Annotated in this window: 25 protein-coding genes; 7 read left to right on the top strand and 18 right to left on the bottom strand. The window is 40.4% G+C overall.

The window, feature by feature from the left end; genetic code table 11:
• Positions 1–58: 58 nt before the first annotated feature.
• From ACPF7I_RS07835 to ACPF7I_RS07850, 4 genes are all read right to left on the bottom strand, one after another.
• Positions 59–1,210, bottom strand: a complete 1,152-nt coding sequence (locus ACPF7I_RS07835; protein WP_430744009.1) for a toxic anion resistance protein — start codon at positions 1,208–1,210, stop codon at positions 59–61.
• On the bottom strand, positions 1,194–1,853 hold the full coding sequence (locus tag ACPF7I_RS07840; RefSeq protein WP_430744008.1) for a 5-bromo-4-chloroindolyl phosphate hydrolysis family protein: 660 nt from the start codon (positions 1,851–1,853) through the stop codon (positions 1,194–1,196). The genes ACPF7I_RS07835 and ACPF7I_RS07840 overlap by 17 nt, the downstream gene beginning before the upstream one ends.
• A 134-nt stretch (positions 1,854–1,987) precedes the next feature.
• Positions 1,988–2,620, bottom strand: coding sequence for a PEGA domain-containing protein (locus ACPF7I_RS07845; RefSeq protein WP_430744007.1), 633 nt, complete (start codon positions 2,618–2,620; stop codon positions 1,988–1,990).
• A gap of 169 nt (positions 2,621–2,789) precedes the next feature.
• Positions 2,790–4,034 (bottom strand): MDR family MFS transporter, encoded by a 1,245-nt coding sequence (locus ACPF7I_RS07850; RefSeq protein ID WP_430745940.1) that lies wholly within the window; start codon positions 4,032–4,034, stop codon positions 2,790–2,792.
• 125 nt (positions 4,035–4,159) lie between these two features.
• On the opposite strand from ACPF7I_RS07850, the gene ACPF7I_RS07855 reads away from it, so the two are divergent.
• The gene (locus tag ACPF7I_RS07855) at positions 4,160–4,288 is read left to right on the top strand and encodes a hypothetical protein (RefSeq protein ID WP_003395906.1); all 129 of its coding nucleotides are present in this window, start codon (positions 4,160–4,162) and stop codon (positions 4,286–4,288) included.
• Between the two features lie 9 nt (positions 4,289–4,297).
• Here the strand turns inward: ACPF7I_RS07855 and ACPF7I_RS07860 are convergent, their stop codons facing one another.
• From ACPF7I_RS07860 to ACPF7I_RS07875, 4 genes are read right to left on the bottom strand one after another with little or no spacing between them, the layout of a single operon-like run.
• Positions 4,298–5,167 (bottom strand): metal ABC transporter permease, encoded by an 870-nt coding sequence (locus ACPF7I_RS07860; RefSeq protein ID WP_430744006.1) that lies wholly within the window; start codon positions 5,165–5,167, stop codon positions 4,298–4,300.
• The gene (locus ACPF7I_RS07865; protein ID WP_430744005.1) at positions 5,164–6,063 is read right to left on the bottom strand and encodes a metal ABC transporter permease; all 900 of its coding nucleotides are present in this window, start codon (positions 6,061–6,063) and stop codon (positions 5,164–5,166) included. The genes ACPF7I_RS07860 and ACPF7I_RS07865 overlap by 4 nt, the downstream gene beginning before the upstream one ends.
• Positions 6,064–6,068: 5 nt before the next feature.
• Complete coding sequence (locus tag ACPF7I_RS07870) at positions 6,069–6,809, bottom strand: metal ABC transporter ATP-binding protein (protein ID WP_430745939.1); 741 nt, start codon at positions 6,807–6,809, stop codon at positions 6,069–6,071.
• Between the two features lie 2 nt (positions 6,810–6,811).
• Positions 6,812–7,717, bottom strand: a complete 906-nt coding sequence (locus ACPF7I_RS07875) for a metal ABC transporter solute-binding protein, Zn/Mn family (protein ID WP_430744004.1) — start codon at positions 7,715–7,717, stop codon at positions 6,812–6,814.
• A gap of 301 nt (positions 7,718–8,018) precedes the next feature.
• Here ACPF7I_RS07875 and ACPF7I_RS07880 point away from each other — a divergent pair, with 301 nt between their 5' ends.
• Positions 8,019–9,329, top strand: a complete 1,311-nt coding sequence (locus ACPF7I_RS07880) for an APC family permease (protein ID WP_430744003.1) — start codon at positions 8,019–8,021, stop codon at positions 9,327–9,329.
• Between the two features lie 15 nt (positions 9,330–9,344).
• Here ACPF7I_RS07880 and ACPF7I_RS07885 read toward each other — a convergent pair whose 3' ends face one another.
• On the bottom strand, positions 9,345–10,313 hold the full coding sequence (locus tag ACPF7I_RS07885) for a YbgA family protein (protein WP_430744002.1): 969 nt from the start codon (positions 10,311–10,313) through the stop codon (positions 9,345–9,347).
• Between the two features lie 359 nt (positions 10,314–10,672).
• Between ACPF7I_RS07885 and ACPF7I_RS07890 the strand changes: the two genes are divergently transcribed.
• The 3 genes from ACPF7I_RS07890 to ACPF7I_RS07900 all read left to right on the top strand — a co-directional run bounded on the left by ACPF7I_RS07890 (position 10,673) and on the right by ACPF7I_RS07900 (position 13,259).
• Entirely contained in the window at positions 10,673–12,025 is a 1,353-nt protein-coding gene (locus ACPF7I_RS07890; protein ID WP_430744001.1) for a YjiH family protein, read from the top strand.
• A 97-nt stretch (positions 12,026–12,122) separates the two neighbouring features.
• Complete coding sequence (locus ACPF7I_RS07895; RefSeq protein WP_430744000.1) at positions 12,123–12,719, top strand: Stand-alone sensor domain-containing protein; 597 nt, start codon at positions 12,123–12,125, stop codon at positions 12,717–12,719.
• Positions 12,720–12,863: 144 nt separating this feature from the next.
• Positions 12,864–13,259: a hypothetical protein gene (locus tag ACPF7I_RS07900; protein ID WP_430743999.1), complete on the top strand. Its 396-nt coding sequence runs from the start codon at positions 12,864–12,866 to the stop codon at positions 13,257–13,259.
• A 43-nt stretch (positions 13,260–13,302) separates the two neighbouring features.
• Here ACPF7I_RS07900 and trpB read toward each other — a convergent pair whose 3' ends face one another.
• On the bottom strand, positions 13,303–14,466 hold the full coding sequence (gene trpB, locus ACPF7I_RS07905) for a tryptophan synthase subunit beta (protein WP_430743998.1): 1,164 nt from the start codon (positions 14,464–14,466) through the stop codon (positions 13,303–13,305).
• Positions 14,467–14,544: 78 nt separating this feature from the next.
• A complete protein-coding gene (locus ACPF7I_RS07910) occupies positions 14,545–15,471 on the bottom strand; it encodes an alpha/beta hydrolase (RefSeq protein ID WP_430743997.1) in 927 nt (308 codons plus the stop codon).
• Positions 15,472–15,595: 124 nt separating this feature from the next.
• Between ACPF7I_RS07910 and trhA the strand changes: the two genes are divergently transcribed.
• A complete protein-coding gene (gene trhA / locus ACPF7I_RS07915; RefSeq protein ID WP_430743996.1) occupies positions 15,596–16,231 on the top strand; it encodes a PAQR family membrane homeostasis protein TrhA in 636 nt (211 codons plus the stop codon).
• Between the two features lie 32 nt (positions 16,232–16,263).
• On the opposite strand, the gene ACPF7I_RS07920 is transcribed toward trhA, so the two are convergent.
• From ACPF7I_RS07920 to ACPF7I_RS07940, 5 genes are all read right to left on the bottom strand, one after another.
• Positions 16,264–17,934, bottom strand: coding sequence for an acyl-CoA dehydrogenase family protein (locus ACPF7I_RS07920; protein ID WP_430743995.1), 1,671 nt, complete (start codon positions 17,932–17,934; stop codon positions 16,264–16,266).
• Positions 17,912–19,441 carry a class I adenylate-forming enzyme family protein gene (locus ACPF7I_RS07925; protein WP_430743994.1) on the bottom strand — a complete coding sequence of 510 codons (1,530 nt, stop codon included), beginning with the start codon at positions 19,439–19,441 and terminating at the stop codon, positions 17,912–17,914. Before ACPF7I_RS07925 ends, ACPF7I_RS07920 begins: the two co-directional genes overlap by 23 nt.
• Complete coding sequence (locus ACPF7I_RS07930; protein ID WP_003395870.1) at positions 19,438–19,824, bottom strand: MerR family transcriptional regulator; 387 nt, start codon at positions 19,822–19,824, stop codon at positions 19,438–19,440. Before ACPF7I_RS07930 ends, ACPF7I_RS07925 begins: the two co-directional genes overlap by 4 nt.
• 113 nt (positions 19,825–19,937) lie before the next feature.
• The gene (locus ACPF7I_RS07935) at positions 19,938–21,914 is read right to left on the bottom strand and encodes an acetoacetate--CoA ligase (protein WP_430743993.1); all 1,977 of its coding nucleotides are present in this window, start codon (positions 21,912–21,914) and stop codon (positions 19,938–19,940) included.
• 114 nt (positions 21,915–22,028) lie between these two features.
• A complete protein-coding gene (locus ACPF7I_RS07940; protein ID WP_430743992.1) occupies positions 22,029–23,951 on the bottom strand; it encodes a flagellar assembly protein A in 1,923 nt (640 codons plus the stop codon).
• Between the two features lie 116 nt (positions 23,952–24,067).
• Between ACPF7I_RS07940 and ACPF7I_RS07945 the strand changes: the two genes are divergently transcribed.
• Entirely contained in the window at positions 24,068–24,547 is a 480-nt protein-coding gene (locus tag ACPF7I_RS07945; protein WP_430745938.1) for a PCYCGC motif-containing (lipo)protein, read from the top strand.
• Positions 24,548–24,572: 25 nt separating this feature from the next.
• Here ACPF7I_RS07945 and ACPF7I_RS07950 read toward each other — a convergent pair whose 3' ends face one another.
• Complete coding sequence (locus ACPF7I_RS07950; RefSeq protein ID WP_430743991.1) at positions 24,573–25,802, bottom strand: ABC transporter permease; 1,230 nt, start codon at positions 25,800–25,802, stop codon at positions 24,573–24,575.
• Complete coding sequence (locus tag ACPF7I_RS07955) at positions 25,792–26,694, bottom strand: ABC transporter ATP-binding protein (RefSeq protein WP_430743990.1); 903 nt, start codon at positions 26,692–26,694, stop codon at positions 25,792–25,794. Before ACPF7I_RS07955 ends, ACPF7I_RS07950 begins: the two co-directional genes overlap by 11 nt.
• Positions 26,695–26,762 lie beyond the last annotated feature (68 nt).

Consider the following 26,762-nt stretch of genomic DNA (forward strand, 5'->3'; position numbering starts at 1 on the left):
ACCTCCCTTACACATCATACCCTAATAGGTATATAAAATCAATAAAAAAGAGCTGATTTTACTCAGCCCTTTTTAGTGTAAGTAACCGCTGTTTTAACTGCTCCTCCATCTCAATCAGTTCCTGTTCCACCTGTTGACGTTTCATGCGCCCTTCTTGTTGAATTTTTAACGTTTCTTCAAGCGTCACTAGCAAATTTTCCTGTGTTTTTTTCAATGTTTCAATGCTGACAAGTCCTTCCTCGTTTTCTTTTGCTGCTTCAATCGTGTTCATTTTTAACATCTCTGAGTTACGCAACAGCAATTCATTCGTCGTTTTTGTTACCGCTTTTTGCGCTTCCACCGCCTTCTTTTGGCGAAGCAACGTTAATGCGATGACGAGTTGGTTTTTCCAAAGCGGAATGGCAGTTAAAATGGACGATTGAATGCGCTCGACTAACGTTTGATTGACATGTTGAATCAGTCGAATTTGCGGTGCTGTTTGAATCGTAATTTGCCGACTTAATTTTAAATCGTGAATGCGCTTTTCAAGACGATCAGTAAATTGGATCATATCATTAACTTCTTGTACATCCATTTGATTTTGTGACTGTAACGCCTTTTTTTCTAGTTCAGGAATCGTTTTTGTTCGCAGCTGTTCTAGTTTTATTTCAGCGGCGGCAATGTAAATGTTTAATGCATCAAAATATTCTTTGTTTTTTTCATATAACGTTTCTAACATCATGATGTCACGAAATAACATTTGACGATGTTTGTCGAGTTGATCCGCAATTCGATCAATTTCAACGCCTAGCTTTTGATATTTAGATAAAATATGTTGAACAGACTGTGTGACAGATTGAAACATGCGTGCTAAAAAACTTTTTTTATTTATTGTAAAATCTTCTACATTTACTTCTTTCATCTTTGTCATCAGCTCATGAATAATCTCTCCAACAGAACCAGCATCTTTTTTTTGCACATGATTTAAAATAGAATGCGAAAAGCGTGACAACTCTACCTGTGCAGCTACACCGTACTGTAAAATCGCCTGGTGGTTGCGCGGATCAATTTGCTCTGCAAGCGCTAGCGCTTTTTGTCGATGTTCCTCTTTTAATTGATCAATTAGACGCGAAGATGGTGACTTTTCACTCGCTTCTATCACTTCTCCAAATGGATTGGCAAGTAGCGAATCGATCGAACTTGTCCAAAGTACTTCATCGTTTTTGTTCATGCTTTTTCTCCTCCATCATTGTTACTGTATGTTTCGTTGGCAAAGAAAGAGATTCTTCTGTTGCAATCGTATGTTTCACAAGTTTTACTTCCGTTTGTAAATCAAACAAATCTTCTTCAAGCATGTCCAATAGTTGATTTTCTGCTTTCGTCAGTGCAAGGTCAAGCGCTTGTTCTGCTTCACTGATCGCTTGGCGAATATCATCGTTTTTCACCGGCTGCTTCATTAAATAAATATATTTATCAATAATTGTAACAATTGAATCTAACGTCGTGTTAAAAAACGGTTGCGCGACAGCTAAACGATCCGGTTGTTTTTCAACAATTTCAACTATTTTTTGACAGATAGAGTATAAACGAGAAAGCTTAGAAAACATCGAAATCGAACGAATTCGCCATAAACTTTGTCCGATTTTCCGCACCTTTTTTTTCGCGTCTTTCAACCGCTCATCTTTCGAACGATGAGATACATGTTTCTTCTCTTTTTTCTTCATATAAATTGAATACATCACCCCTATACTTGCCCCGATCAAAAATGAAACAGGAAACGGTAAGCGAAACGCCAACAATGAAATAAGGGCGCTAAATAAACCAACATTCCATGATACAAACCACCGCCATATCGTCCGAATGAACCGTTTCATTGTTGTCCTCCCATCGTCTATGATCCTTTATTTTACTATGATTTTTTATGAAATGGAAATGATGATTATATTACGTATCGACAAAAAGAAGTGTTTCAATTGTTCATAAAAAAAGACGCAACATGTCGTTGCATCTACTCATTCGAATCGAAATGAACGATACGAATCCGCTCTCCCCCAAAAAGCAATAGTTGCTTCGTCTGTTCGTGTTCATCTGTAACTAATTTTAGCTCGTATAACCCCGGAATATATGATCCTACTTTCGTTAAAGATACATTTGTCTCTCCGACATCCGCATCGTTAATAAAAATGCGAGCCCCTTTTTCATTTGTTTGCACATATACGTGATACAATGCCGGCTCAAATTTGTACACTCCTTGCGACAATTTCATGAGAAAAACTGGAGGAGTTGACGTTAATCCTTTTATGTAAACTCGATCGTCTTGCTGTTGCTTCAATTCTTTTCTAATTTGCTCATAACCTTTAGGATGTTTGCGCAAATATGCAAACAACGGGAAAAGAGTGTCATCACTTTCCAACGGAATATCGATGAATTGTCGCAACGTATGTACATCTTCTTGACGTAGCGCTGTCATAAATTGCTCAATTACTTTTTGCTCAACTGTCTCTTTTTTTGTCATTCCCCATACACTGACGACACACACGCTTACAACGAGTAATAAAACGGAGACAATATGTGTCCGCTTTCGTTTTCGTCGTTCGCTTCGTGTCATCGCTTCGTCTTGTAATCCCCCTTGTTCACTCACACGTATTTCCCCTCTTTTTCTCATCATATTTACATCACCATATGTATGAAAAGAAAAGGGAAAATATGAGAAAAAGAAGGGACTTTACATCATATATGTACATCAGTGGTCACATGATGTCAACGACAACGTGACCACTTCTCTATACATCGATTGTTTCAATTATCCACTAACAAGATGACTTTCCTTCCATCATTTGAAACATAACAGCATACAACCATGCACTACATATAGCAAGTAACATTAAAACAAAAAATGTCCAATGATACGCAAACGGCAGCGTTAAAACGAGCGGAGCAATCATACGACCAAGCGTAAAACGCAAGCTCGCCGCTGCAAAATATTGTCCTCGCATATGATCAGGGGCTAATCTAGCGACAAATGTTTGTTGTAAACCAACCGTCATAAGTTCCGCAAGTGTAAATATACCGATTAAAATGACCATGATCCAAAGCGATGTCGTTTGACCGAAAAAGAAAATAGCGAGTCCATACAAAAGAGAGGACCATACAAATACCGACTTTTCTTTGTAGTTTCCCATCCATTTCGTTACCGCCACCGTAAATAAAGCAACAAGCAATCCATTTTCAGCAATAAGTACACTAAATGCTTTTTCTCCGCTCAACGAAAGTGACCAATGACCGGTAGAAATTAACGTTTGCTCTGAAACAACGTCTTTCACATACACAGGGATTAAAATATCAAGTTGCATAAACGTTTGGGCAACGAGGACACCAGCAACGATAAACAAAAGAAACGTGCGGTCTTTCGCAATAAGACGATAATTTTTCAATTGCTCAACAAAAAAGGTGTACCATGTTCCTGTCGTTTTCGCCCACAACGGTGCCGTTTCCTCTAAGTAAATGAACAAAATGGTAGCGACAATTGCACAAAATATTCCGGCAACGAGCAGTAAGTAAAAAAAATGTTGTGGATAAAAGATTCCTCCAAGTAGCGGACCAATAACGACCATCACATTATTCATCGTGTAAAATACAGCAAATACACTACTTTGATCCTTTTCTGCCACGACATCAGCAACCATCGCTTGACTAGCAGGCCAATAAAGTGAACCGCATACACCTACGAGGGCAAAACAAATAAAACTCATCACAGGTGATGAGAATAGTGGAGAATTGACTAATGCAAATAAGAAAAAAGCAACTGCCTGCCCACACGCAGCGAGCACCATCATTTTTTTTCTTCCAAAGCGATCAGCAAAATATCCCCCAAGCAAATTCGCAACAACAGAAAAAAATTGGGAAATAACGAGCAATATCCCAGCTTTTTCTCTACCAAACATGTTAGAAAAATAAATAGCGATAAAAGGAAATATCATCCAAAAAGTAATCCCAACGAACGATTCCCCGACTAAACGAATGCGTAAATTTCGATCCCAATCGCGTATTCGCATCATATCCCCCCTTAAAAACAACCATTTTTTCATTATACCATTTTCGTACAAAAATTTCTCTTGTAAAAAAATATTGACAAAAATACAGAAAAGTAAGAAAATAAAATCAAAAGGAAGTGAACACAATGAAAATAGTGAAAAATATTATCGTCTCATATGCGACAGTTGTGACAATTATAACGTTACTTCCTGCTTTTTTAATCACAAATGATGTAAGCGTTGTTGATGCATTTCTTTCTGCTATAAAAGATTAAATCTCCTGCTTAGGCAGGAGATTTTTTTAACCATTTCCTCAATATCCCATGTTTCGGTGCGATCCATAAAGAGATAAAAAAGAGGACACCTGTTGATACAGCAATCGCTCCGGAAATAGATACATTGAATACCATTGCAATCGTGTAACCGATCATCGACGCTAACACGCCAATGAGCGCACTGCATATAAGCATCACACTGAGCCGATCCGTCCATAAGTATGCCGTCGCACTCGGGACAATAAGCATCGCTACTACTAAAATGGCACCAACGCTATCAAATGATGCAACGGTTGTTAATGACAACATTCCCATTAATACATAATGAATCAATACAACTGGAATGCCGAGTGTGACTGCCATTTCATGATCAAATGAGCTAATTTTCAATTCTTTGTAAGCAAAAACGATGCAAAATATATTGATAGCTAAAACAAATCCAAGCAACCAAATCGCTTTCGGACCGATGCTTTTGCCCCCGACTTCAAGCACATCCCAAGGCACAAATGCAATCTCTCCCATTAATGCATGTTCAACATCTAAATGGACACGATCTGCAAAGAGAGAAATGAGGACAACACCGACAGCAAACAAACATGTAAACACGACTCCGATTGCAGCATCATTTTGAACTCCTTTTTGATGCAGCCATTGAACGAGAAATGTCGTGAGCAATCCAACAATTAATGCCCCAACGAGCATAGACACACCTTGCAGATGATGACTGACCATATACGCTCCAACAATGCCGAGCAACACACTATGGCTAATGGCATCGGACAGCATTGACATTTTTCGCAACACAAGAAATGTACCGACTAATCCGCAGTTGATGCCGACAAGAGATGCAGTGAGTAAAATCCACATCGTATAGCTCATAATTGCTCCCCTCGCTTATACACAAGCTGTTTTGATCGCACTTTTCGTCTTTGAATATATTGGCGAATCATTTTGCTCAACACCCCACGTTTAGGAGCAAATAAAAACGAGCAAACAAACAACATCGTTGCAAAAATAATGACAAGCGGACCGGTTGGAACGTAGGCAACCAAACTCACATATGCTCCAACAACCCCTGATAAAGCTCCGAATCCTCCAGCTAACAACGTCATCCATTCTAGTTTTTCTGTCCAATATCTTGCAGCTAATGCAGGAGTAATAAGTAGTGCGGACATTAACACAACGCCTACTGCTTGTAAACCAATCACAACAACGGAAACGATTAAAAACATGAGCACACCGTTTAACAGCGATACGGGTATACCAATTCCTTGCGCAAACGCTCGGTCAAATGTAATGATTTTAAACTCTTTAAAGAAAATGAGAATCATAATAATGACCGTTGCAGCTGTTGCAGTTAACACATTTACATCGCTTCCAGTCAATGACGCTGCCTTTCCAAACAAAAAGTCGTGAATTCCACTTTGATTTCCGCCCTCATGTTGATTAATCCATGTCAATAGCACAATGCCTAAACCAAAAAATACAGACAACACAATACCGATCGCAGCATCTTCTTTTACACGCGTATGTTTAACAATAAACTGAATGCATATTGTCGCAATATATCCCGAACAAGCGGCACCAATAAGAAAAAGAAGTAGCGATTTTTGTCCATATAAAAGAAAAGCGATACAAATACCAGGAAGAGCAGCATGCGCCATCGCATCTCCTATTAAACTTTGTTTTTTTAGCAAGGCAAACGTTCCGATCATCCCGCTTGCTAATCCAAGCAAAGCCATGCTTGTAAATACCCATTGAACATTAATATCCATCCTATTCACCCCACAATATGTGTGGCAGAGAGAAAAGTCACTTTTCCACCATACGTTTTTTGAATATGATCATACGTAAATACGCTTTCCGTCTCTCCAAATGCAATGACACGCTTATTTAGCAGCAAAACGTAATCAAAATAATCCCGTACCGTTTGCAAATCATGATGAACGACTAATACCGTTTTCCCTCGTGTTTTCAATTCATTCAACAGTTGGACAATCGCTTTTTCTGTTGCTGCATCTACCCCAACAAACGGTTCATCCATAAAATAGATCGATGCATCTTGCGCTAGTGCACGTGCTAAAAATACACGTTGTTGTTGTCCGCCAGATAATTGGCTAATTTGCCGTTTTGCATAGGGTAACATTCCAACTTTATCTAAACATTCCATAGCAATGTCAATATCTTTTTTGCGTGGTCTTTTCCATAGCCCGATATGACCGTATCGTCCCATTAATACAACATCAAGGGCATTTGTAGGAAAATCCCAATCGACCGAATTTCGCTGTGGAACATATCCAACAAGATGACGTTGCTTTTCATACGGTTTACCGTAAATCAAAACATTCCCATTCATACGCGGAATAAAATTTAACATCGCTTTCATTAACGTTGATTTTCCTGCTCCGTTCGGGCCGATCACCCCGACTAACTTTCCTTCGGGAACAGAAAACGACACATCCTCTAATACAAGTTGCCGGTCATATGCAACTGTCATTTGCTCTACAACTAACGGATCCATCATCATTCCCCTTTCAACGCTTGTGTAATCGTTTTGACATTGTAACGATACATACCAATAAAAGTCCCTTCTTCTGTCCCTTTTCGCCCGAGCGCATCTGAAAAGAGTTCCCCACCAATAGAGACATGATGTCCACGCTGTTTCGCTCCCTCAACAACTGCTTCGATCGCTTTTTTCGATACACTACTTTCCACAAAAACCGCTTGAATATTTCGAGAAACAATGAGGTCAACGAGTTCTTGTATGTCTTTCAATCCGTATTCTGCATCCGTGCTCAATCCTTGCAATCCAACTACTTCAATATCATACGCACGCCCAAAATAATGAAAGGCATCGTGTGCTGTAATTAAAACGCGCTGCTGCTTTGGAATGGAACTAATTTCTCGTTTTGCTTCTTCTTTTAATTTCATCAGTTGGGATATATATTCTTCTGCTCGCTCTTCGTAAGTTGGCTTATGTTTCGGATCGATCGCACTTAACTCATCCTTTACCGTTCGAACAGCATAACTCCATAAATCAAGGTCAAACCATATATGCGGATCATATGCTCCATCTACGTCAATTAATTTTTCTTTTGGAATTGCTTCACTGATTGGAACAACCTTTTTCGTTTTTGACATTTTAGAGAATATTTCCCCTAGTTTTCCTTCTAAATGAAGCCCGTTATAAAAAATGATGTCTGCTTGGCTCAATTTTTGAATATCTCCTTGCGTCGCCTTATACAAATGAGGATCCACCCCAGGTCCCATCAACGCTTCTACACGAACATGCTCTCCTCCAACATGTTCAACAAGATCAGCAATTTGCCCTGTTGTCGTTACAACATAGATGACATCTTTTTCACTCTCTTTCGCTTCACATCCAACCAACAATAACAAAGCGATCCATAAAATAGCCCACTTTTTCATATTTTTCCTCCTCATATATTGTATAAAGGTATAAAAGTTTCCTTAATGCAAATTTTAGTACAAAAAATTTGTTTGCTCGCCCATCATATGCGTGAACAAAAAATGTTGTGATATGTGGTACAAGCAAACAATAATGATTTGAACTAAAAAAGTTTCTTTAAGCCAACTTTAGTTTTATCTTATTCTTTTCTTTCCACGCTGTCAATATTTTAATTTTCAAAAAAAGAAGTTTTCATCCATCTCATGCTATAATAGCGATTGTTCGATACAAAAAAACAATTGTCTTTTAGAGGTGAACAACATGACGAAAACAGAATTGAAACAAAGCATCGGTTTTATTACAGCGACAGCCATCGTCATTGGTACTGTGATAGGATCTGGAATCTTTATGAAACCCGCTGTCGTCATTGGAGCAACTGGAAATTCAACATTTGCGCTTCTCGCTTGGATCATCGGGGGAATCATTACGTTAGCAAGCGGGTTAACGATTGCAGAAGTGAGCTCAAAAATTCCTGAAACAGGTGGATTGTACGTATATATTGAAAAAGTTTACGGCAAGTTTTGGGGCTTTTTATGCGGATGGGTACAAACCATCATTTATGGGCCTGCCGTTATCGGTGCGCTAGGCTTGTACTTTGGGGCATTATTTGTAGGAGTTTTCGGTTTGCCGAAAGAAAATGAGCTTTGGATTGGAATCATCGCTGTTTTATTTTTATCCATCGTAAATATGCTCGGCTCACAGTTTGGTGGAATTGTTCAGAGTGTTTTAACAGCGGCGAAATTATTACCTATTTTTCTTATCATTGTCTTCGGGGTGGCCAAGGGCAATGTACCTATTTTCGGCATGGACAGCGGAAGTAGTCAAACGATTAGTATGGGGGCAGCCGTTTTAGCAACGTTATGGGCATATGACGGATGGATGAACGTTGGATTTGTTGCTGGGGAAATGAAAAATCCGGCGAAAACGTTACCGAAAGCAATTATCACTGGTATTCTTATTGTCATGTTTGCGTACGTGGCTGTGAATGTAGCATTGCTTCATGTACTTCGTGCCGATGAAATTGTTGCACTTGGACCGAATGCAGCAAGCGAGGCTGCGACCATTTTATTCGGGGCATTCGGTGGGAAATTCATTGCTATTGGTATTTTAATTTCTATTTTCGGCTGTTTAAATGGAAAAATACTTACGTTTCCGCGTATGCCATTTGCTATGGCAACAGATGGATTGTTCCCTTTTTCTAAATATTTGGCTCATATTCATCCGAAATGGCGCACCCCTGTCTTTGCGACAATGATGCAAATTGCCATTGCAATTGTCATGATGTTGCTTGGTAATGCGGATCGCTTAACGGATATTGCCATTTTTAGCGTCTTTTTATTTTACGGCTTTGCCTTTTATGCGGTATTTTTATTACGAAAATCATCCTTATCTAGCGAACCATTATATCGAGTGCCACTTTATCCATTTACTCCAATCGTCGCAATTGTCGGCACAGCATATATTATTATGAGCACCGTACTTCATGCACCGTTAGATACGTTTTTATCGATTGTTGTTACGTTATCTGGTATCCCATTGTATTATGCGATGACGAAAAAGCGACAAGGATAATCCTTTGTCGCTTTTTCAATAGTCTCTCCCTTTTCCAGAGTCCGTCACGTCAAGCAACGTCTCTGGATAAGGCTGAAAATACCGCTGCTTGAGTAAATAATCATTTTGGTAACGAATAGCCCACGAACGGATGACCGCCGTCACACTACTTAGCGGTAACTTTTCTGCACGATATTTTTCAAGCAACTCATGGACATAACGTTTTTCATTACTGCTTAATTCGTGCTTAAAATAACCAATCATATGTTGACAAACATTAATATTCGAATTGCGGCGTGAGCGACGTGCAAACAGTTCATATAATGTTTGTTCATAATGTAAAAATACTTTTTCCATCGGTAAACGATCTCGATTCGCAACAATGTTTCCTAATTTTTTCAATTTTTGTTGATGGTAAGCCATAAATAAATATTTATGCTCCGCATGAAACTCAACGAGACGATGGTGTGATTTTAACTCTTTGACCTCTCGAAACAAAGCAAGCGTAAATAACTTCGTCAAAAAATGTTCTCGAATAACAAAGTTCGTCAATCTACCTTCTTCTTCCACAGCTTTATGTGCAAACATTTGTAACACATGTTTCGCAAACATCCCGCTTCCCTTTCCTGATGCAGGTCCTTTTTGTTCGCTACGATATATTTTGACATCTTTCATTCCACACGATGGTGACCGACTTTTTAAAATAAAACCGTCTACATTCGATAATCGCGTTAAAAATGAAACAGAAAACTCTTTCATTTGCTCGGTTATATCCATTCCGGTCGATGGTTGAACGAGCCGCACTTGCTCCCCGTCTTGAACGAGCCGAATCGCCTCGCGCGGCGTACCAAGCCCGATGCGCACTTCTGGACAAACAGGAATAAATTGTACAAATGGTGCGAGTTTATGTACCACTTCATCGTTTAGTTGATCACCGTTATACCGACAAGGAGAAAAACCAAGACATTCACTAACAACGACGATTGGTTTTGCATAATGCCACATCTGTTATTCCCCCTTTGCTTGTTTTTGCTTATCATATCGCACAAACAAAAAAAATACACGCATCGATGTGCTTACAAAAACAAAAAATTTCGAATTTGAACGTTTATACAAAAAAATGATTGATTATATGTTCATTTTGTTTTATTATGCTTTATGTTGCTTATTTTACAATATTAAAATTGTTATTAATTCATAATTTCGTATGTATATAAGTGTACACTTTTATATTTATACATTCTTACAAAATAATTTATATTTCTGAATCATTTTGTTATATTGACTATTTTTATTTTTATATTACGATAGTAGTAATGTTATGTATCCGCTTTCAAATACGTAGTGGAAAGGTGGTTTTTTAAATGAATCTTACTCAATCACACAAGCTTACTGACATACTAAAATTTCTCGTTCCATCACTTGTTGGTGTATTCCTTTTTATGATTCCTGTCCCTTATAAAAGTGAAATGACTATTCCTGTAGCCATTTTAGCGAAGTGGGTCGAAGGGAATTTTGTTTCTGTCATCCCAGCCATTTCTGTTTTATTTATGTTTATCGCAACACTTGGCACAATTATCACAAAAGTAGCACAACCTTCTTTTATAATGAATAGCTCGTTTCTTCGTCGATTATTTGATGTCAATGGTTTGTTTGTCGTTGCCCGTATCGTTGGTACAATTTTAGGGGCAATGACATTATGGAAAATTGGTCCGGAATGGGTATGGTCAGAAAATACAGGTGCTTTGTTGTTATATAGTTTAATTCCAATTTTGTTTTCTGTCTTTTTATTTGCAGGACTATTTTTGCCGTTACTTTTAGATTTCGGCTTACTCGAATTATGTGGTGCACTTTTAACAAAAATTATGCGCCCCGTATTTAAATTACCTGGTCGTTCATCTATCGACTGTATCGCTTCTTGGTTAGGGGATGGAACAATTGGCGTATTGTTAACGAATAAGCAATATGAAGACGGCTTTTATACGAAGCGGGAAGCAGCAGTAATCGGAACAACCTTCTCAGTCGTTTCCATTACATTTAGCATTGTCGTCATTACGTATATGAAGCTTGAACATATGTTTGGAGCGTACTATTTTACTATCGTCGTTGCCGGTCTCGTAGCAGCGATTATTATGCCCCGTATCCCGCCATTATCTAAAAAACCAGATACGTATTATCATGAACATCACGTACCAGTTGATGAAACAGTACCAGCTGGGTACACCCCTTTTCAATGGGGACTAAAACAAGCAACAGACGTTGCTAAACGCAATAGCGATATGGGGAAACTATTAAAAAACGGCATACAAACAGTGATTGATATGTGGTTAGGTGTATTACCTGTCGTCATGGCAATTGGAACAGTTGCATTAATTATTGCCGAAACAACGCCGGTGTTTGAATGGCTCGGTAAACCGTTTGTACCACTTTTAACGCTCTTACAAGTACCAGAAGCATCAGCTGCTGCACAAACGATCGTTGTTGGCTTTGCAGACATGTTTTTACCTGCAATTATCGGTAGCGGCATTGAAAGTGAATTTACTCGCTTCGTTATTGCTTGCGTTTCCGTAACACAGCTTATTTATATGTCTGAAGTAGGTGGATTGTTGCTCGCATCTAAACTACCAATTACGTTTAAAGATTTAGTTGTTATTTTCTTACTTCGTACACTCATTACATTACCAATTATCGTTCTTATCGCACATTTCATCTTTTAATGTAAAAAGGGCGATCGTCTTGCCCTTTTTTATTTTTCTTTCATTTGTCCAACCCAACAGCACGATTGTTTCATAATATGGAGGGAGGTGACAATATATGTTTAAGAAACATATAGGAAAAACAATTGGTTTATTCATTAGTCAACTTGTATTATTTTCAGAAGCGGTCGCTATGAGTGATACGATTGATGTAACACAATTACACGGAGCAGAATTATATGTTGTCGTCGGTTTTTATGTGTTCCAAACCATTGTAGGTATTTATTTTGGTAATCGTTATGATCGAAAAACTTGCGTCAAAGATTTAATATATCAGTTAAAAAGCAAAGACTTTGCTACAAGTACATTTGAAAAAATCGCAGCACTCGTTGATCGTGATCCGGATAGTCGTCTAACCATTTATTTACTCCGCACGAAACAAAATAGCCAACCACAACAAAAAGCAGCATTTGAACAACTTTTAGTCGAAGAAACACGAAAAAGCGACATTATCGCTAAATGGTCAAATGATGAATACCTGATTATCGCTGTCGAAAATGCTGTGAAACCGTCTACAATGATTGAACGAATCAAACAAAATAGCCCCGTATCTTTCCTTGTCGGTTATGCGACATATCCAGTCGAGGGGGAGCAATTGCAACAGCTTTTACAAGTTGCAAAAGAGCGCATGTATGCTACACGTACGACAAAATAAGCAATGCAACAATATATAAAAAATAGTTTGTCCATTTCGACAAATGATGATAAGATGACGGCAAAGGTATTTCACCAAACTCCTCTTCATATTCCCCACCAGAAATGCCGTATACCTCTAGGATGAAAGGCAGGTGAATTAGGCGTGCAAGAACAACTTCTCCTTCAACTTGTTAACCTCGTTCAAAACTTAGCAGAAGACATGCAATGGATGAAACAAGAGATTCAGACAATGAAACAAGAAATTCAGACAATGAAGCAAGAGATTGGCGAATTAAAAGCAATCGTTCATAGACATGAAGAAGATATTCGTTGGTTGAAAGAGCAAATGAAGGAAAATACAGCAATGATTAAAGCAATTCGAGACAACCAACTAGAGCAACGTAGCATTCAAGATGCAATGCGGCATGAGATTGCTCACATCCGAGGAGAAATGGCCACAAAACAGGACATCGCTTACATTCACGAACGACTCAACTATCAGCTTGGTCGTATTGCACGGACAGAAGAAGAATTGCACATGTTAAAAAAGGCAAATTAATAAAAAAAACGTCGTTCCTATCACGCGGAACGACGTTTTTTGGCTAACTTCTCAACATATGAAACACTTGCTCGACATCTTTATCGCCACGCCCAGACAAGTTGACGATAATCATTTGATCAGAATTGAGTGTCGGGGCCAATTTCATTGCATATGCAACGGCATGAGCACTCTCTAAAGCTGGTATAATTCCTTCAGTTCTTGAAAGCACTTGAAATGCTTCTAACACTTCCTCGTTCGTGACCGTATAATATTCCGCTCGACCTGATGTTTTTAAAAAACTATGTTCTGGTCCAATTCCCGGGTAATCAAGTCCCGCGGCAATAGAATATGTTGGTTGTGGATTTCCTTCTTCATCAAGCAAAACGAGACATTTAAAACCATGAATGACTGCGGGAACACCTTTCGTAAGCGTGGCGGCCCGCTCAGGTTCAACACCGATTAAGCGCACACTCGGTTCATCGATATAATGAGCAAAAGCACCAATCGCATTACTGCCACCACCCACACAAGCGATTACAGCATCAGGCAAACGTCCTTCCTTCTCGATAATTTGTCGCTTACTTTCTTCACTAATAACAGATTGGAAATGTTTCACGATCGTCGGATACGGATGTGGTCCAACCGCTGATCCAAGCAAATAAAATGTATGTTCATAGTTTTGGACATAGTCGTTTAATGCCTCATCAACTGCATCTTTCAATCTTCCTTGTCCCTTCGATACAGAAACAACTTTCGCCCCTAATAGCTCCATCCGAAAAACGTTTAATGCTTGCCGTCTCGTATCTTCTTCTCCCATATAAATCACACAATCCATTCCAAACATCGCACAAGCTGTCGCTGTCGCCACACCGTGCTGTCCGGCTCCTGTTTCAGCAATAATACGCTTAGCACCCATTCGTCTCGCTAATAAAATTTGCCCGATGACGTTGTTAATTTTATGGGAACCGGTATGATTTAAATCTTCTCGTTTTAAATAAATTTTCGCTCCACCAAGTTTTTCAGTTAACCTTGAAGCAAACGTGAGCGGATTTTCTCGTCCGATGTACTCTTTTAAATAAAACGTAAATTCCTCATGGAATGTAGGATCGTCCTTGTATCTTAAAAACTGTGTTTCTAAATAGTCTAACGCTTCCTGTAACGCTGGTGGTACATAGCTTCCGCCAAATTCTCCGAAATACCCTCTTCTCTGCTCAACTACGCTCATCTTCTTTCCCCTCTCTATTTTCAAATTTACTACAAGCATACCTATCTTTTTATCAGAAGTCAATGAATATTCAAAATTTTATTCTTTCACTTTTTCTAAAAATGTTAACATACGCTGAATATATTCATCTTTATACATCGCGAAACTTTTTACATGTTTCGCTTTGTCGGTGAGCCAAAGTTCAAATACGTCTGGATGTTTGTTATACATTTTTACACTTTCTTCGTATGGGATGGACGGGTCAGCTTTACTATGAATAAATAAAATCGGACGTGGGGCAATTGCATCGATCGCTTTGATCGGTACCGACTCTGCTGGATCCAAATCAGTAATCATCGGAATAAGGGTAATAATTAAGTACGTAAACGGAACATTCGGTAAGTTCGTCCATACAGGCATATATGTCCGCAAATATTCTTCTAAATCGCTAAACGCACTGTCGGCAATAATCGCTTGCACATCTTCATCCATACTTGCTGCTAAAATCGATGTGGCTGCCCCCATTGACACTCCGTAAAGCACAATGGGTTCGGAATAATGTTGTTTCGCGTAATCAATAACACCGAGCAAATCGTATTTCTCTTTCGCGCCTATCGTTGTCATCTCTCCTTCCGATTCACCGCTGGCACGAAAATCAAACATGATGACGCGATACCCTTCATCTATTAGTTCTTTAGCAATTGGTAAAAACGGCACATTCGGCTCGTAGCGATTGCCACCGTAACCGTGCGAAAAAATAACGGTCATTTTCGCTTGTTTCGTTGGTTCGATGACCCAACCTTTTAACTTCACCCCATCATGTTTGCTTGCAAATGTGACATCTTTATAAGTCATACCGTAGGCTGTTGGTGTTTCTGTAACTGCCTTTCGCTCCTTATGCGTCAAATTCCATCCGACGTAAATCGAAATAGCAGTACATACAATTACCGCAAGAAGCAACACACCGATCAAAGATGGTACAAGCCATTTTTTCGCCTTCCGTTGCCTTTCCAACTGTATTTGCAATCCTCGTCACCTCTCTTTTTTCTAATTATATCGCGAATGAAAACAACAATGAACAAAAAATGTACGGTACGTATACGTATGTGGTAAAATAAACAAAATGTCTTTAGCGAAAGGGATGAGGCCATTGGCTTTTACACATACATTTACTAAAGAGGAAGAAATCGTTCATGCAATTACCCACGGAATTGGTGCAGTATTTAGCATCGCAGCGCTCGCCGTGCTTACCGTTGTTGCTTCGCTGCACGGAAACGCATGGCACGTTGTGAGCGTCACTCTGTTCGGAAGCACGATGCTTCTTTTATATTTGTCATCGACCATCGTGCACGCCTTACCAGAAGGAAGGTGGAAACGGCTATTCGAAATTGTTGATCACTCGGCCATTTACTTTTTTATCGCTGGCACATATACGCCGTTTTTATTTTTAGCAGTCAAAGGTACAATTGGTTGGACGTTATTTGGCATCGTCTGGGGGTTAGCATTGGTGGGAACGGTATTTAAATGTTTTTTCGTCAATCGCTTTTTGTATACATCGACGATCATTTATGTTGTGATGGGCTGGTTAATTGTGTTTGCATGGAAGCCGCTCATCTCTGGTCTTTCGCCTGAGGGAATCGTCTACTTAGTCATTGGTGGTATATTATACACAATCGGTGCAATTTTTTACGTATGGCGAGGGTTTAAATTTCACCATGCCGTTTGGCACTTATTTGTGTTAGGGGGATCTGTCGCTCATTTTCTCGCGGTGTTTGTACTAATATAAGCAAGGAACTAGGTTTGTTCCTTGCTTTTTCTTTATACTTCCACTTCTTTCGTCCCGTTTATGATGACATCAAAATAATGGACAGATAACATCTCCTTGTCAAATAAATCGCTCCCCCAAATATGTTGTAAAAAGAGACGGGTGATAAGTTCGTTTCGTTTGCCTTCATTTGCTTGTTTTAATGCGACGACGCTTAAATACAAGTCGCAAAGGCGATTGGCAATTTTTTTGGCGTGATACGTTTGCACATCTTCTGATTGTCCGTGTAATTGTTTTAGCGATCGTATGAGCTCGTTTAGCGCGCTCTCGACTGGTGTAGCCAATGCGCGCGCTTCGATTGGAAGTGCAGCGAGTTGTTCATTTATTGTTTGAATAAATGTTTCATGAATGCGATATTTCCGGATGAGACGCAACACTTCAAGCCCTAAAATGTTGGCCGTTCCTTCCCAGACAGTTAATACTTGGGCATCGCGAAGCAAACGAGGTGTAACGAAATCTTCAATATAACCGTTACCACCATGTAACTCAATCGCCTCATGAGCAAACGCAATCGCTTCTTCCGCTGTGCGCATTTTTAAAAGCGCAATTAACAAGCGGTTCCACGCTTTCTCTTGTTCAGATGCTTGTTCGGGTGTGCGCATCACCCGATCAAAAAAAGAAATAAGCTCAAAACAAGCGCTCGTTTGCACTTCTTGACGAGCTGTTAAATTCGCCAAAGTTTCTTTTACCATCGGATATGTTGTAAGTGTACGTCCAAATGCTTGGCGATTGACAGCGTATTGCTTTGCCTCTTCTAACGCCCGCTTCATAATTCCGATCGAAGCGACCGCATTGCAAACACGCGATAAATTGAGTGCTTCCATCATATAATAAAACCCTTTTTTCGCATCGCCAATTAAATAAGCTTTTGCCCCTTCAAATACGACTTCCGCTGACGGCACAGCGCGAACGCCAAGTTTATCTTTTAAGCGCCGAATGTGAATACCGTTTAATGTGCCATCGTCGTTGCGCCACGGCACTAAAAATAAACTAAGCCCTTTCGTCCCCCGCTCGCTTCCGTCTATGCGGGCAAGCACTAAGGCAACACCACACATGCCAGCGTTGCTCGCAAAATATTTTTCCCCGTAAATTTCATAATGGTCACCACATAAAACAGCGTGTACTTCATTGGCACCAACATCAGAACCACCTTGCCGTTCCGTTAAAAACGTCGCCCCTTCATACAGCTCAACTTCCCCTGTTGAAATGACGTGCGGCAAATATTTCGCTTTGATTTGTTCGTCGGCAAAGTGCTCTAATACGTATGCAGTCGCCATCGTGAGCGTCACCGGGCAATAAAATCCTGGTTCGACTTGCGATAACAAATAGCCTTGGGCATACGAATAAATGTAGTTGCCAACACGGCCAAGCGCAGGAATCGGTTTATGGACATAGCCAACGATCCCCGTTTCGTACGTTTCTTTTACTGTTTGTTTGTATCCTTCGTTCACCCATATTTCAGAAATATCGTTACCAAAGCGGTCATATTTGATAAGTCTTGGTTGTCCTTCGCGATCTGTGTGTACTGCACGGCGGTCAATATGAGTTATGCATCGTTGCCAAAATTTCTCTAATTCTTTTTCCGCGTACGTGTAGAGCTCTTTATCTAAATATTTTTTTAAATTGGCAAGCAAGTTCGGGTCAACTTCCCGTAGCTGTTTCATTATGCATCCCTCTCAATACTTGTTTTAATATTTTTCCTGTCGCGTTGCGCGGAAGTTCAGAGATTCTTTCGTATAGCTTTGGAATTTTATAGTCTGCAAGTTTATCAGATAGAAAACGCCTACATTCTTCTGCAAGATGCTCTATCGGCCCCGTTGTAACAACAAACGCTTTCACCGTTTCCCCCCATTCGGGGTGGGGCACACCAACTACCGCCACATCAACAATCGCTGGATGCAGCTTTAGTGCATCTTCCACTTCTTTCGGGTAAACGTTCACACCACCTGAAATGATCATATCCTTTTTCCGATCAACAATCCAAATGTATCCGTCTTCGTCACGGCGCGCTAAATCACCTGTATATAGCCAGCCGTTTTTTACCGTTTCTGCTGTTTTTTCTTCGTCTTTATAATAGCCTTTCATTGTTCCTTCTCCAGCTAAGACGACCTCACCAACTTCTCCAGGCGGAACTTCTTTGCCGTGTTCGTCGACAATTTTTACTTCGCAATGAAGGGCAGCATCTTTTCCCACGCTCCCCGCCTTTGTTGCATGTTCTTCCGGTGATAAATACGTTCCGTTCGGTCCAGCTTCCGTTAATCCATACAAACACATCAGTCGATTCGTACAAAACTGTTTGGCGACAAATTGCACTTCATTTGCTGACAACGGTGCGCCGCCGTACGTCCAATATTGAACGGACGATAAATCATATTCGTGAAGACGTGGATGTTTTGCAGTGAGCAAATAGGCGACTGGTGCTCCGAAAAAATGGGTAATCTCGTGTTGCGCAATCAGTTGCAACATGGCTTCTGGGGAAAACGTTGGTGATAACACATGGGTGGCCCCAACATACATACCTCCAATAAAAAATAAATGAAGTGGGGCGGAATGACTGAGTGGCATCATGTGCAACAGGCGGCTATGCTTATCCATTTTCGTTTCTAACGCCATCATTGTTGCGACGGCTAAAATATTGCGGTACGTGAACAAGACACCTTTCGGGCGGCCTGTCGTTCCTGATGTGTACAAAATCGTTGCTTCGTCATCTTCGTTCAGCGGACAAATGATTGGAGAAGCATCGCCGTTTGCAATGAGTTGCGTGAGCGAACGCCAACCGTCCGTCGCTTCCCCTGTTTTCACCCAAATGACGTCAACCGTACGAGCAAGAGGGGCAAGTTCTTGATAAATCCAATCATGTGCAATTACCGCTTTTGCTTCGCTATGTTCGATAATATATTGTACTTCTTGCGCTGTTAACCGCGCATTAACTGGTACGATGATGGCTCCTAGGCGCAAGGCGGCAAAATATGCATATACAAATTCTTTCGCATTTGGCATATATAAGACGACTTTATCACCCCGTCCGATACCAAGCAAATCTAACGATGAAGCAAGCCGATTGACCGTATCATCTACTTCTTGATAAGAAAGTGACACGTCTCCATCAATGAGTGCCACTTTGTTCGGAAACTTTCGCGCATTGCGCGCTAACAACTCGGAAATGTTCATTCGCTTCCCTCCAATTTTTGTAGTCGTTCACGAAAATCTGCTAAAATCGACTCCATTTCTTGTTTTAACTGCATTAAGTCCTCAATCCGCTCGGTCACCTCCTTTAGCTTTTGCTCACCGTATGCAATTGTTTTTTCCAGCTGTTTTCTTCCTGTGCGATCGTTGTCAAACAGGCTAATCATTTCATGAATTTCTTCTAATGAAAAACCGAACCGTTTGCCGCGTAAAATGAGCTTTAACACCGCTCGGTCTTTTTTCGTATACAGCCGCTGGCCCGACTCCGTGCGAATGGGGGAAATGAGCCCGCGTTCCTCATAATAGCGAATCGTTCGTGTACTAATATCAAACTGCTCAGCCAGTTGGGAGATCGTATAATAGTTCATGACTTCCACCTTTATTTTTTTAATTTTATGAATTTTATTTTAGTTTACGTTTACGTAAAAGTCAATAAAAAAGAGGCATACTTAAGGCTGTTGCCGTTTGGCAACAGCCTTGCTCATACGTTCGAATGTTCCCATTGTTTTGCAAGTTCAATAAAGAAAGAAAGCGATTCAGGATTTGCCATTGAGCCGATGTTCACCGCTTTTTCAAGTGGGAAGCCTAACAACAGTTTGCGAATAGGGATTTCCATTTTCTTTCCGTTTAACGTTTTTGGAATTTGTTCGACTGGATAAACCTCATCCGGAATAAAGCGCGGTGATACGTGCGCTTTAATGGCTTCTTTTACTCGTTGCTTTAACGCATCGTCTAGCTCTACACCTGGCTGAAGAACAACAAACAACGGCATAAACGACTTCCGCCCCATCACTTCTAAGTCAATGACTAAGCTGTCGAGAATGCCATCGACCGTTTCGACTGCTCGGTAAATTTCACTTGTGCCCATGCGGACGCCTGCCCGGTTAATCGTCGAATCGGATCGACCATAAATGACGCAGCTTCCTTCGTCGTCAATTTTAATCCAGTCCCCATGTTTCCATACGCCTGGGTACGTATCAAAATAGCTTTCGAGATAGCGACGGTCGTTTTCGTCGTTCCAGAAAAAGAGCGGCATGGACGGCATCGGCGCCGTGATGACTAATTCCCCGACTTCATTAATCAGCGAATGTCCATGTTCATCAAACGCCTGTACATTTGCCCCAAGCGAACGACATTGTAACATTCCGGCACGAACTGGTAACATCGGCGACCCACCAACAAACGCGGTACATACATCCGTTCCACCACTGCATGAGACGAGCCAAACATGTTTCACATGTTCATACACCCAAATAAACCCTTCAGTCGTCAACGGCGACCCTGTCGACAGAACCGCTTGCAAATGTGAAAAATCATAGTGATCTTTCGGATGAATGCGTTGTTTCATGCAGACATTAATAAACGCTGCGCTTGTGCCAAAATGCGTGATTTTTGCTTTTTCGGCAAGTTCCCATAAAACATTTGCATCAGGAAACGTTGGGCTCCCGTCATATAACACAACCGTCGCCCCGACTAATAGCCCACCGATTAAAAAGTTCCACATCATCCAGCCGGTCGTTGTATACCAGAAAAAAGTGCTGTCACGTGTAATATTGTATTCAATCGATAAAGTTTTTACATGTTCTAATAAAATGCCGCCATGCCCTTGCACGATCGGTTTTGGTAATCCAGTCGTCCCGGAAGAATACAAAATCCAAAGAGGATGAGCAAACGGCACCTGTTCATATATAAGTTCACCTTCTTCTTTCAACACGTCCGTCCATAACAAAACAGACTCGTCCCACGGACTGACATCGTCGCGTAAATACGGAACGACAATCGTCCTTTTTAACGTTGGGAGTTTTTCTTGCAACTGTTTAACAATAGGTACTTTGTCAAATGCTTTTCCGTTATATTGACAACCGTCCACTGCAAATAAAATCGTCGGCTCAATTTGTTGGAAACGGTCGATGACGCTGTTGGCACCAAAATCTGGGGAACAACTAGACCAAATCGCACCGATGCTTGCACAAGCCAAAAACGCAACGACTGTTTCAGGAATGTTCGGCATATAAGCAACAACGCGATCACCTTGTTTCACGCCAAGTTTTTTCAATGCCGAAGCGACCGCTGCTGTTTGTTGTTTTAAATCTTGCCACGTCACTTCACGCAACGAAACGCGTTCGGAACGAAACAAAAGCGCTGGCTTTTCCTGCATGTTGCGAAAAATATGTCCCGCATAGTTTAACCGTGCCCCTGGAAACCAGTTTGCTCTCGGCATTTTTCGCTCCTCAAGGACGCACGTATAAGGCGCGGACGATTGAATCTCCCCATATTCCCACACTGTTTCCCAAAATTGCTCAAGGTTTTCAACCGACCATTTCCACAGTTCCTCGTGCGATTCAAACGTGAGACCTTTATTGGCTTCTAGCCAATTCATATACTTTTTTACGCTTGACCGTTCAATTTGTTCTTTCGTCGGTGTCCATAAAATATCCCCATCCATAACCGCTTTCATTTTCCAACCTCCTTTTTAAAAAGAAAGAAAATTAAGAACATTTTTATTATACTATATGCATAGATGAAAAAAATATATAAAAAGACGCATGGCCTTTATTGCCACTGCGTCTTCTTATCCAAACACAATTTCTTGACGTTCGTCGTCCCAGCTCATTTCAACATATTTTTTTTCTTCATAAAACGTATACGCCTTTTTACCAAATTGCACAACTGTTCCTTCCCAAACATGTTCGATATAAATCGTTTCTCCTTTTGGCACAGCTAGTACAGTCTTAATACCAAGCGAAGATCCGACCTCTTTAATTTTCATTCCCTTCTGAGCATACGCTTCCCCACCGCGCAATACCCCATGAACCGTCAATGTTCCTCCAGCGTAAATATTGCAATTATAACAGCCTTTCCCCGTTACAATTACATCACCGCTCCCGTGAATAACGCTATTTAAAGCATAAGAAAGTTCAATCGCATCGTTTTCTTCGCGATCATATTGTCCAATAAATGTATTGAGTTCACGAAGCAAGTTTGCCATACCCTCTAAACAATGAAAATGGTTGGGACGATCAGCAAGCAACCAGCTATCCAACTGCGCACCAATATCAAACCATTGTTCACCAATTTGTTCACGTTTTTGTTCGCACATCGTTTTATACTGCTTCATCGCTTCCATCATCGTTTGAAACTTACTTTCAAGCAATCTTTTTGTTAACGGATAAATATCTTGCTCACGAACTTTTGACATAACCATCAACTGCTGAATAGCAACAATCATTCGTTCAAGAGAGTGACGAATTTGTTGTAATAAACCAATCAGTTGGGTCACGATCATTTTGTTTTCCCCTGATGTGACTGTCCCGCTAATGACGTTTTGTTGAATAAAAATCGATTGTTGAGCACGAATGTTTGCGCGATTGACATTTTGTAAAATCATAATGCTACCGAGCGCTTCCACAACCATTTCATCTTGAACGTTTCCTGTAATTTCAACATCACCTTTAAAATGAATGTTTCCTACTGATAAATCGACATCCCCTTGGTGAACAAGCTTCGGGATAATAGAAACGACAACGTTTTTCCCTTTTTTCGCAATTTGCGGTCGACCGCCTTGTGTAGCTGAAATAAGGTTTTCGTGCATTGTCACTCCTTTTCCGAGTTTAACAGTAACAGGATGCACTTCACGAACAGGAATTACTTCATTCGTTACCGTTAATCCCGGTTTTCCTGGTTGGGGAGGATGAACAATTGCGATTAAATCCCCTTCACCGACCGTTGCGATCGTTTCCATTTCACGATAATCAACCGTCCCATCTTCACGTACTTTCGGCTTCCTTCTCCCCTCTCCTACTTTCACTTCCACCCAGCCGTCTTTCCCTTCTACTGGTTCGATTCCTTTTGCGATGACAACAGTTACTTTTTTTTCTGAATGTAACGCCTCACGAATCGCTTCTTGATTTACTCCGTAAACAATACCTAACTCTTGCAGCTTTGCCATCACTTCCTCATATGACACATCATAAACGAGTTCAGTCTCCATTTTCGCCTGTATATGTAATTGACTAGATGGTTGTATATCTTCGAGTACATATCGACGCCGTACCCCAGGTGCAAACGTCAATGTTGCCTCCATCTTCCTAGCATCTACGTCAACTTTCCAAAATGATTGGGCAATACTTTCTTCTTTTGGATAAATGCGAACGTCGTCCCCTTCTTGTAACGTCACCTTTCCTTCGATCGCCTTCCCGTTATGTAAACAAATGACCCCCTCGCCAATGATAATCGTTGGGCCTATGTCCAAACATTCGTAACGGAAATCTCCGTCTTGTATCCATGCTTTTCCTTCTTTCTGTTGAACAACTTGCTCTGTTTGATGCTTCTTCGTTAGGCGAACAACGGCTGGTTGCGAGACGATGCCAAACAGCTTTTTACGTTCTTGTTGAACGATTTCAATGATGACATCTTCACGCGCCGCTTGAAGTTGCTTTAGTCCCTCTTCAATGGCCTCCTCCACCGTTTGTCCTTTTACTTCGATGCGATCCATTGTTCTCCCGCCTTTTTTCCCTTACTTTTATTTATTATTTTTATTATAATAGGAAAAGGAAAAAAGAAATAGTGAAAAAAGTCGGACAGTATGATGAATTCATAAGAAAAGGATGGATGACGGTGAAAAAAAGATATATATGTAGCGCCATATTTTCGATCAGTCTATTGTTGAGTGGTTGTGCACAAAACGAAAATGATCACACAACTGAACATCAGACAGGAGATATTCGGGAAGAGACTGCCTCGATTCACGAACTCCCATCGTTTTTAGCATCTTACAATGAGTCCATGGCCCATTTATACGAACAAGTAGCAACACATCAAACATTGTTAGAAAGCATTCCTTGTTATTGTGGCTGTGGTGAGTCGGTCGGTCATAAAAATAATTACGACTGTTTTGTATATGAAAATAAAAGCAACGGGGCAATCGTCTGGGACGATCACGCAACAAAATGTGGAGTTTGTTTAGAAACTGCAGCCATTTCGATTGAACAATATGAAAAAGGGATGCCCATCAAAGGTATTCGCCACCTTATTGATGAAAAATATAAAGATGGATACGCCAAGCCAACACCGACAAAGCCGCCGATGTAAAAAACCGAGCATTTCGCTCGGTTTTTTACTTTTTCGTTAATTGCCATGCCTGCTTAAGATCTTTCCATGAAGACGCTTGATTATACATGAGCACACCGCCACGATACACTTTCGATCCAAATACGAATAAAAGGGCAATAGTTCCGACGAGCAAACCGATGCTAAGGACAACTTCCCAAGTTGGAACGTTCAGCATTCCAATGCGCAAGAACATAATCATCGGAGTAAAAAACGGGACAAACGACATTGCCTTAATAAATGGTGACTCCGGTGCATTTAAACCAAACATCGCCATGATGAACGCTGCGACAACGAGCATCGTCACAGGACCAGCCATTTGTTGTACTTCTTCGACGCGGCTGACAATCGAACCAAGCACAGCAAATAACATCGCATACAACAAATAGCCGAGCACGAAAAAGAGAATGCCATATAAAATAAGGGAGAAAGGCAATTCATCCATGCCAATCAGCTGGCGCAACATCTCACTATTTTTCATCGATGCATAACCAACAGAAAATATGAGAATAAATTGCGTCAAACTTAACAAAGCAATCCCTAAAATTTTTCCGAACAATTGCTGAATGGGTGAGATGCTTGATATTAAAATTTCCATAATGCGAGATGACTTTTCTGTTGCCACTTCCATCATAATCATACTTCCGTACATTAACACAAACATGTACATCGCAAACAATAGTACATAGACGATCGCTCTTGCTTGATTTAGTTGTTCTTCTGTTTTGGCATGTTGTTCAAGCGCCACTTTTTCCATCGCAATCGGTGCATACAGTGCGTTGATTTGTTCATACGTTAACCCGATTTGCTTTGCCATCATCGCAATTTTGACTTGTTGCAATGATTGCTCGATTTCATGCGTGACATCGCTATCTGCAATATTTTTCGCATAATATGTCACTTTCGGCTGCGCATTTTGTACATGAAGTACAATATACGCATACCACTTTTCTGCTTGAACATATTTTTTCGCTTGTTCTTCGTTTTCATCATGGCGAACAAGTTTTATTTCTTTATTTGACTGCATTTGTGCTTGCAGTGCTTCGTACCATCCGTTCGTTTGATCGATCACGCCGATCGTTTTTTGACCATTATCGCTAAACGCTTCAATGATGCGGTCTAATTGACCAATACCAAATATAATGAGAGTAGTCATCACCGTTGAAATGAAAAAAGACTTTGATTTTAATTTCGTCATATACGTATGAGCAAAAACAATCCAAAACTTATTGTTCATACGCTGCACCTACTTTCTCAATGAAAATATCATTCAAAGATGGTTCTTCTAATGAAAATGTGCGAATAAATCCTTTCGAATAAATATGCTCAAGAACATGTTGCGATACGCTCTCATCTGCTATTTGCAAACGGGCTCCTTCAACAGTCTTCTCCATTTTTATTACGCCTGGAATGTGTGTTAACGTTTCAAACGGAAGTTCTCCATGAATAATGACATTTTTTTTGCCGAAAGATCTTTTTAGCTCTTTCATTGATCCATGCACAATCGGTTTTCCTTTATGCATGATACATATATGCTCACATAATTGCTCGACATGCTCCATCCGATGGCTTGAAAAGACGATTGTTGTTCCTTGTTGCTGTAAGTCAATCACTGCCTCTTTTAACATTTCTACATTTACTGGATCTAGTCCACTAAACGGTTCGTCTAAAATAAGCAGCGACGGACGGTGTAACACCGCAGCGATAAATTGAATCTTTTGTTGATTCCCTTTTGATAATTGTTCTACTTTTTTGTCTTCATATTGTGGTATTTTAAAACGATCGAGCCAATAACGCATTTCTTTTACAATGTCTTCTTTATGTAACCCTCGCAATCTTCCTAAATAAATGAGCTGTTCTTTTACTTTCAACTTTGGATACAGCCCTCTTTCTTCTGGTAAATACCCAATAAGGTGACTATGCTTATACGTGATGCGCTCACCATCCCATGTAATCTCCCCTTTCGTCGGCTCAAGCAACCCTAAAATCATTCGAAATGTTGTCGTTTTCCCCGCTCCATTTGCCCCAAGAAATCCAAACATACGCTGTTCTGGAATACATAATGTTACGTCATCTACTGCTACAAACGAACCAAACTGTTTTGTTACATGTTGCAAAAATAAACTCATGTTTCTCACTCCTCCTTTATTCCATTACAACGTATAAATCTAGGTAAAAGTTTCATATATTTACTTTT

Origin of the sequence: Anoxybacillus dikiliensis (genome assembly GCF_050613275.1) — a bacterium.
GTDB lineage: Bacteria > Bacillota > Bacilli > Bacillales > Anoxybacillaceae > Anoxybacillus.

Coding starts and splice junctions, on each gene's coding strand:
- ACPF7I_RS07850 (WP_430745940.1), bottom strand. CDS start 4,034: ATGCGAATACGCGATTGGGATCGAAATTTACGCATTCGTTTAGTCGGG.
- ACPF7I_RS07865 (WP_430744005.1), bottom strand. CDS start 6,063: ATGGATATTAATGTTCAATGGGTATTTACAAGCATGGCTTTGCTTGGA.
- ACPF7I_RS07945 (WP_430745938.1), top strand. CDS start 24,068: ATGACGGTGAAAAAAAGATATATATGTAGCGCCATATTTTCGATCAGT.
- ACPF7I_RS07840 (WP_430744008.1), bottom strand. CDS start 1,853: ATGAAACGGTTCATTCGGACGATATGGCGGTGGTTTGTATCATGGAAT.
- ACPF7I_RS07880 (WP_430744003.1), top strand. CDS start 8,019: ATGACGAAAACAGAATTGAAACAAAGCATCGGTTTTATTACAGCGACA.
- ACPF7I_RS07935 (WP_430743993.1), bottom strand. CDS start 21,914: ATGAAAGCGGTTATGGATGGGGATATTTTATGGACACCGACGAAAGAA.
- ACPF7I_RS07855 (WP_003395906.1), top strand. CDS start 4,160: ATGAAAATAGTGAAAAATATTATCGTCTCATATGCGACAGTTGTGACA.
- trpB (WP_430743998.1), bottom strand. CDS start 14,466: ATGAGCGTAGTTGAGCAGAGAAGAGGGTATTTCGGAGAATTTGGCGGA.
- ACPF7I_RS07875 (WP_430744004.1), bottom strand. CDS start 7,717: ATGAAAAAGTGGGCTATTTTATGGATCGCTTTGTTATTGTTGGTTGGA.
- ACPF7I_RS07835 (WP_430744009.1), bottom strand. CDS start 1,210: ATGAACAAAAACGATGAAGTACTTTGGACAAGTTCGATCGATTCGCTA.
- ACPF7I_RS07885 (WP_430744002.1), bottom strand. CDS start 10,313: ATGTGGCATTATGCAAAACCAATCGTCGTTGTTAGTGAATGTCTTGGT.
- ACPF7I_RS07920 (WP_430743995.1), bottom strand. CDS start 17,934: ATGAAACAGCTACGGGAAGTTGACCCGAACTTGCTTGCCAATTTAAAA.
- ACPF7I_RS07940 (WP_430743992.1), bottom strand. CDS start 23,951: ATGGATCGCATCGAAGTAAAAGGACAAACGGTGGAGGAGGCCATTGAA.
- ACPF7I_RS07950 (WP_430743991.1), bottom strand. CDS start 25,802: ATGAACAATAAGTTTTGGATTGTTTTTGCTCATACGTATATGACGAAA.
- ACPF7I_RS07895 (WP_430744000.1), top strand. CDS start 12,123: ATGTTTAAGAAACATATAGGAAAAACAATTGGTTTATTCATTAGTCAA.
- ACPF7I_RS07930 (WP_003395870.1), bottom strand. CDS start 19,824: ATGAACTATTATACGATCTCCCAACTGGCTGAGCAGTTTGATATTAGT.
- ACPF7I_RS07925 (WP_430743994.1), bottom strand. CDS start 19,441: ATGAACATTTCCGAGTTGTTAGCGCGCAATGCGCGAAAGTTTCCGAAC.
- ACPF7I_RS07870 (WP_430745939.1), bottom strand. CDS start 6,809: ATGGATCCGTTAGTTGTAGAGCAAATGACAGTTGCATATGACCGGCAA.
- ACPF7I_RS07860 (WP_430744006.1), bottom strand. CDS start 5,167: ATGAGCTATACGATGTGGATTTTACTCACTGCATCTCTTGTCGGCATC.
- ACPF7I_RS07955 (WP_430743990.1), bottom strand. CDS start 26,694: ATGAGTTTATTTTTGCAACATGTAACAAAACAGTTTGGTTCGTTTGTA.
- ACPF7I_RS07890 (WP_430744001.1), top strand. CDS start 10,673: ATGAATCTTACTCAATCACACAAGCTTACTGACATACTAAAATTTCTC.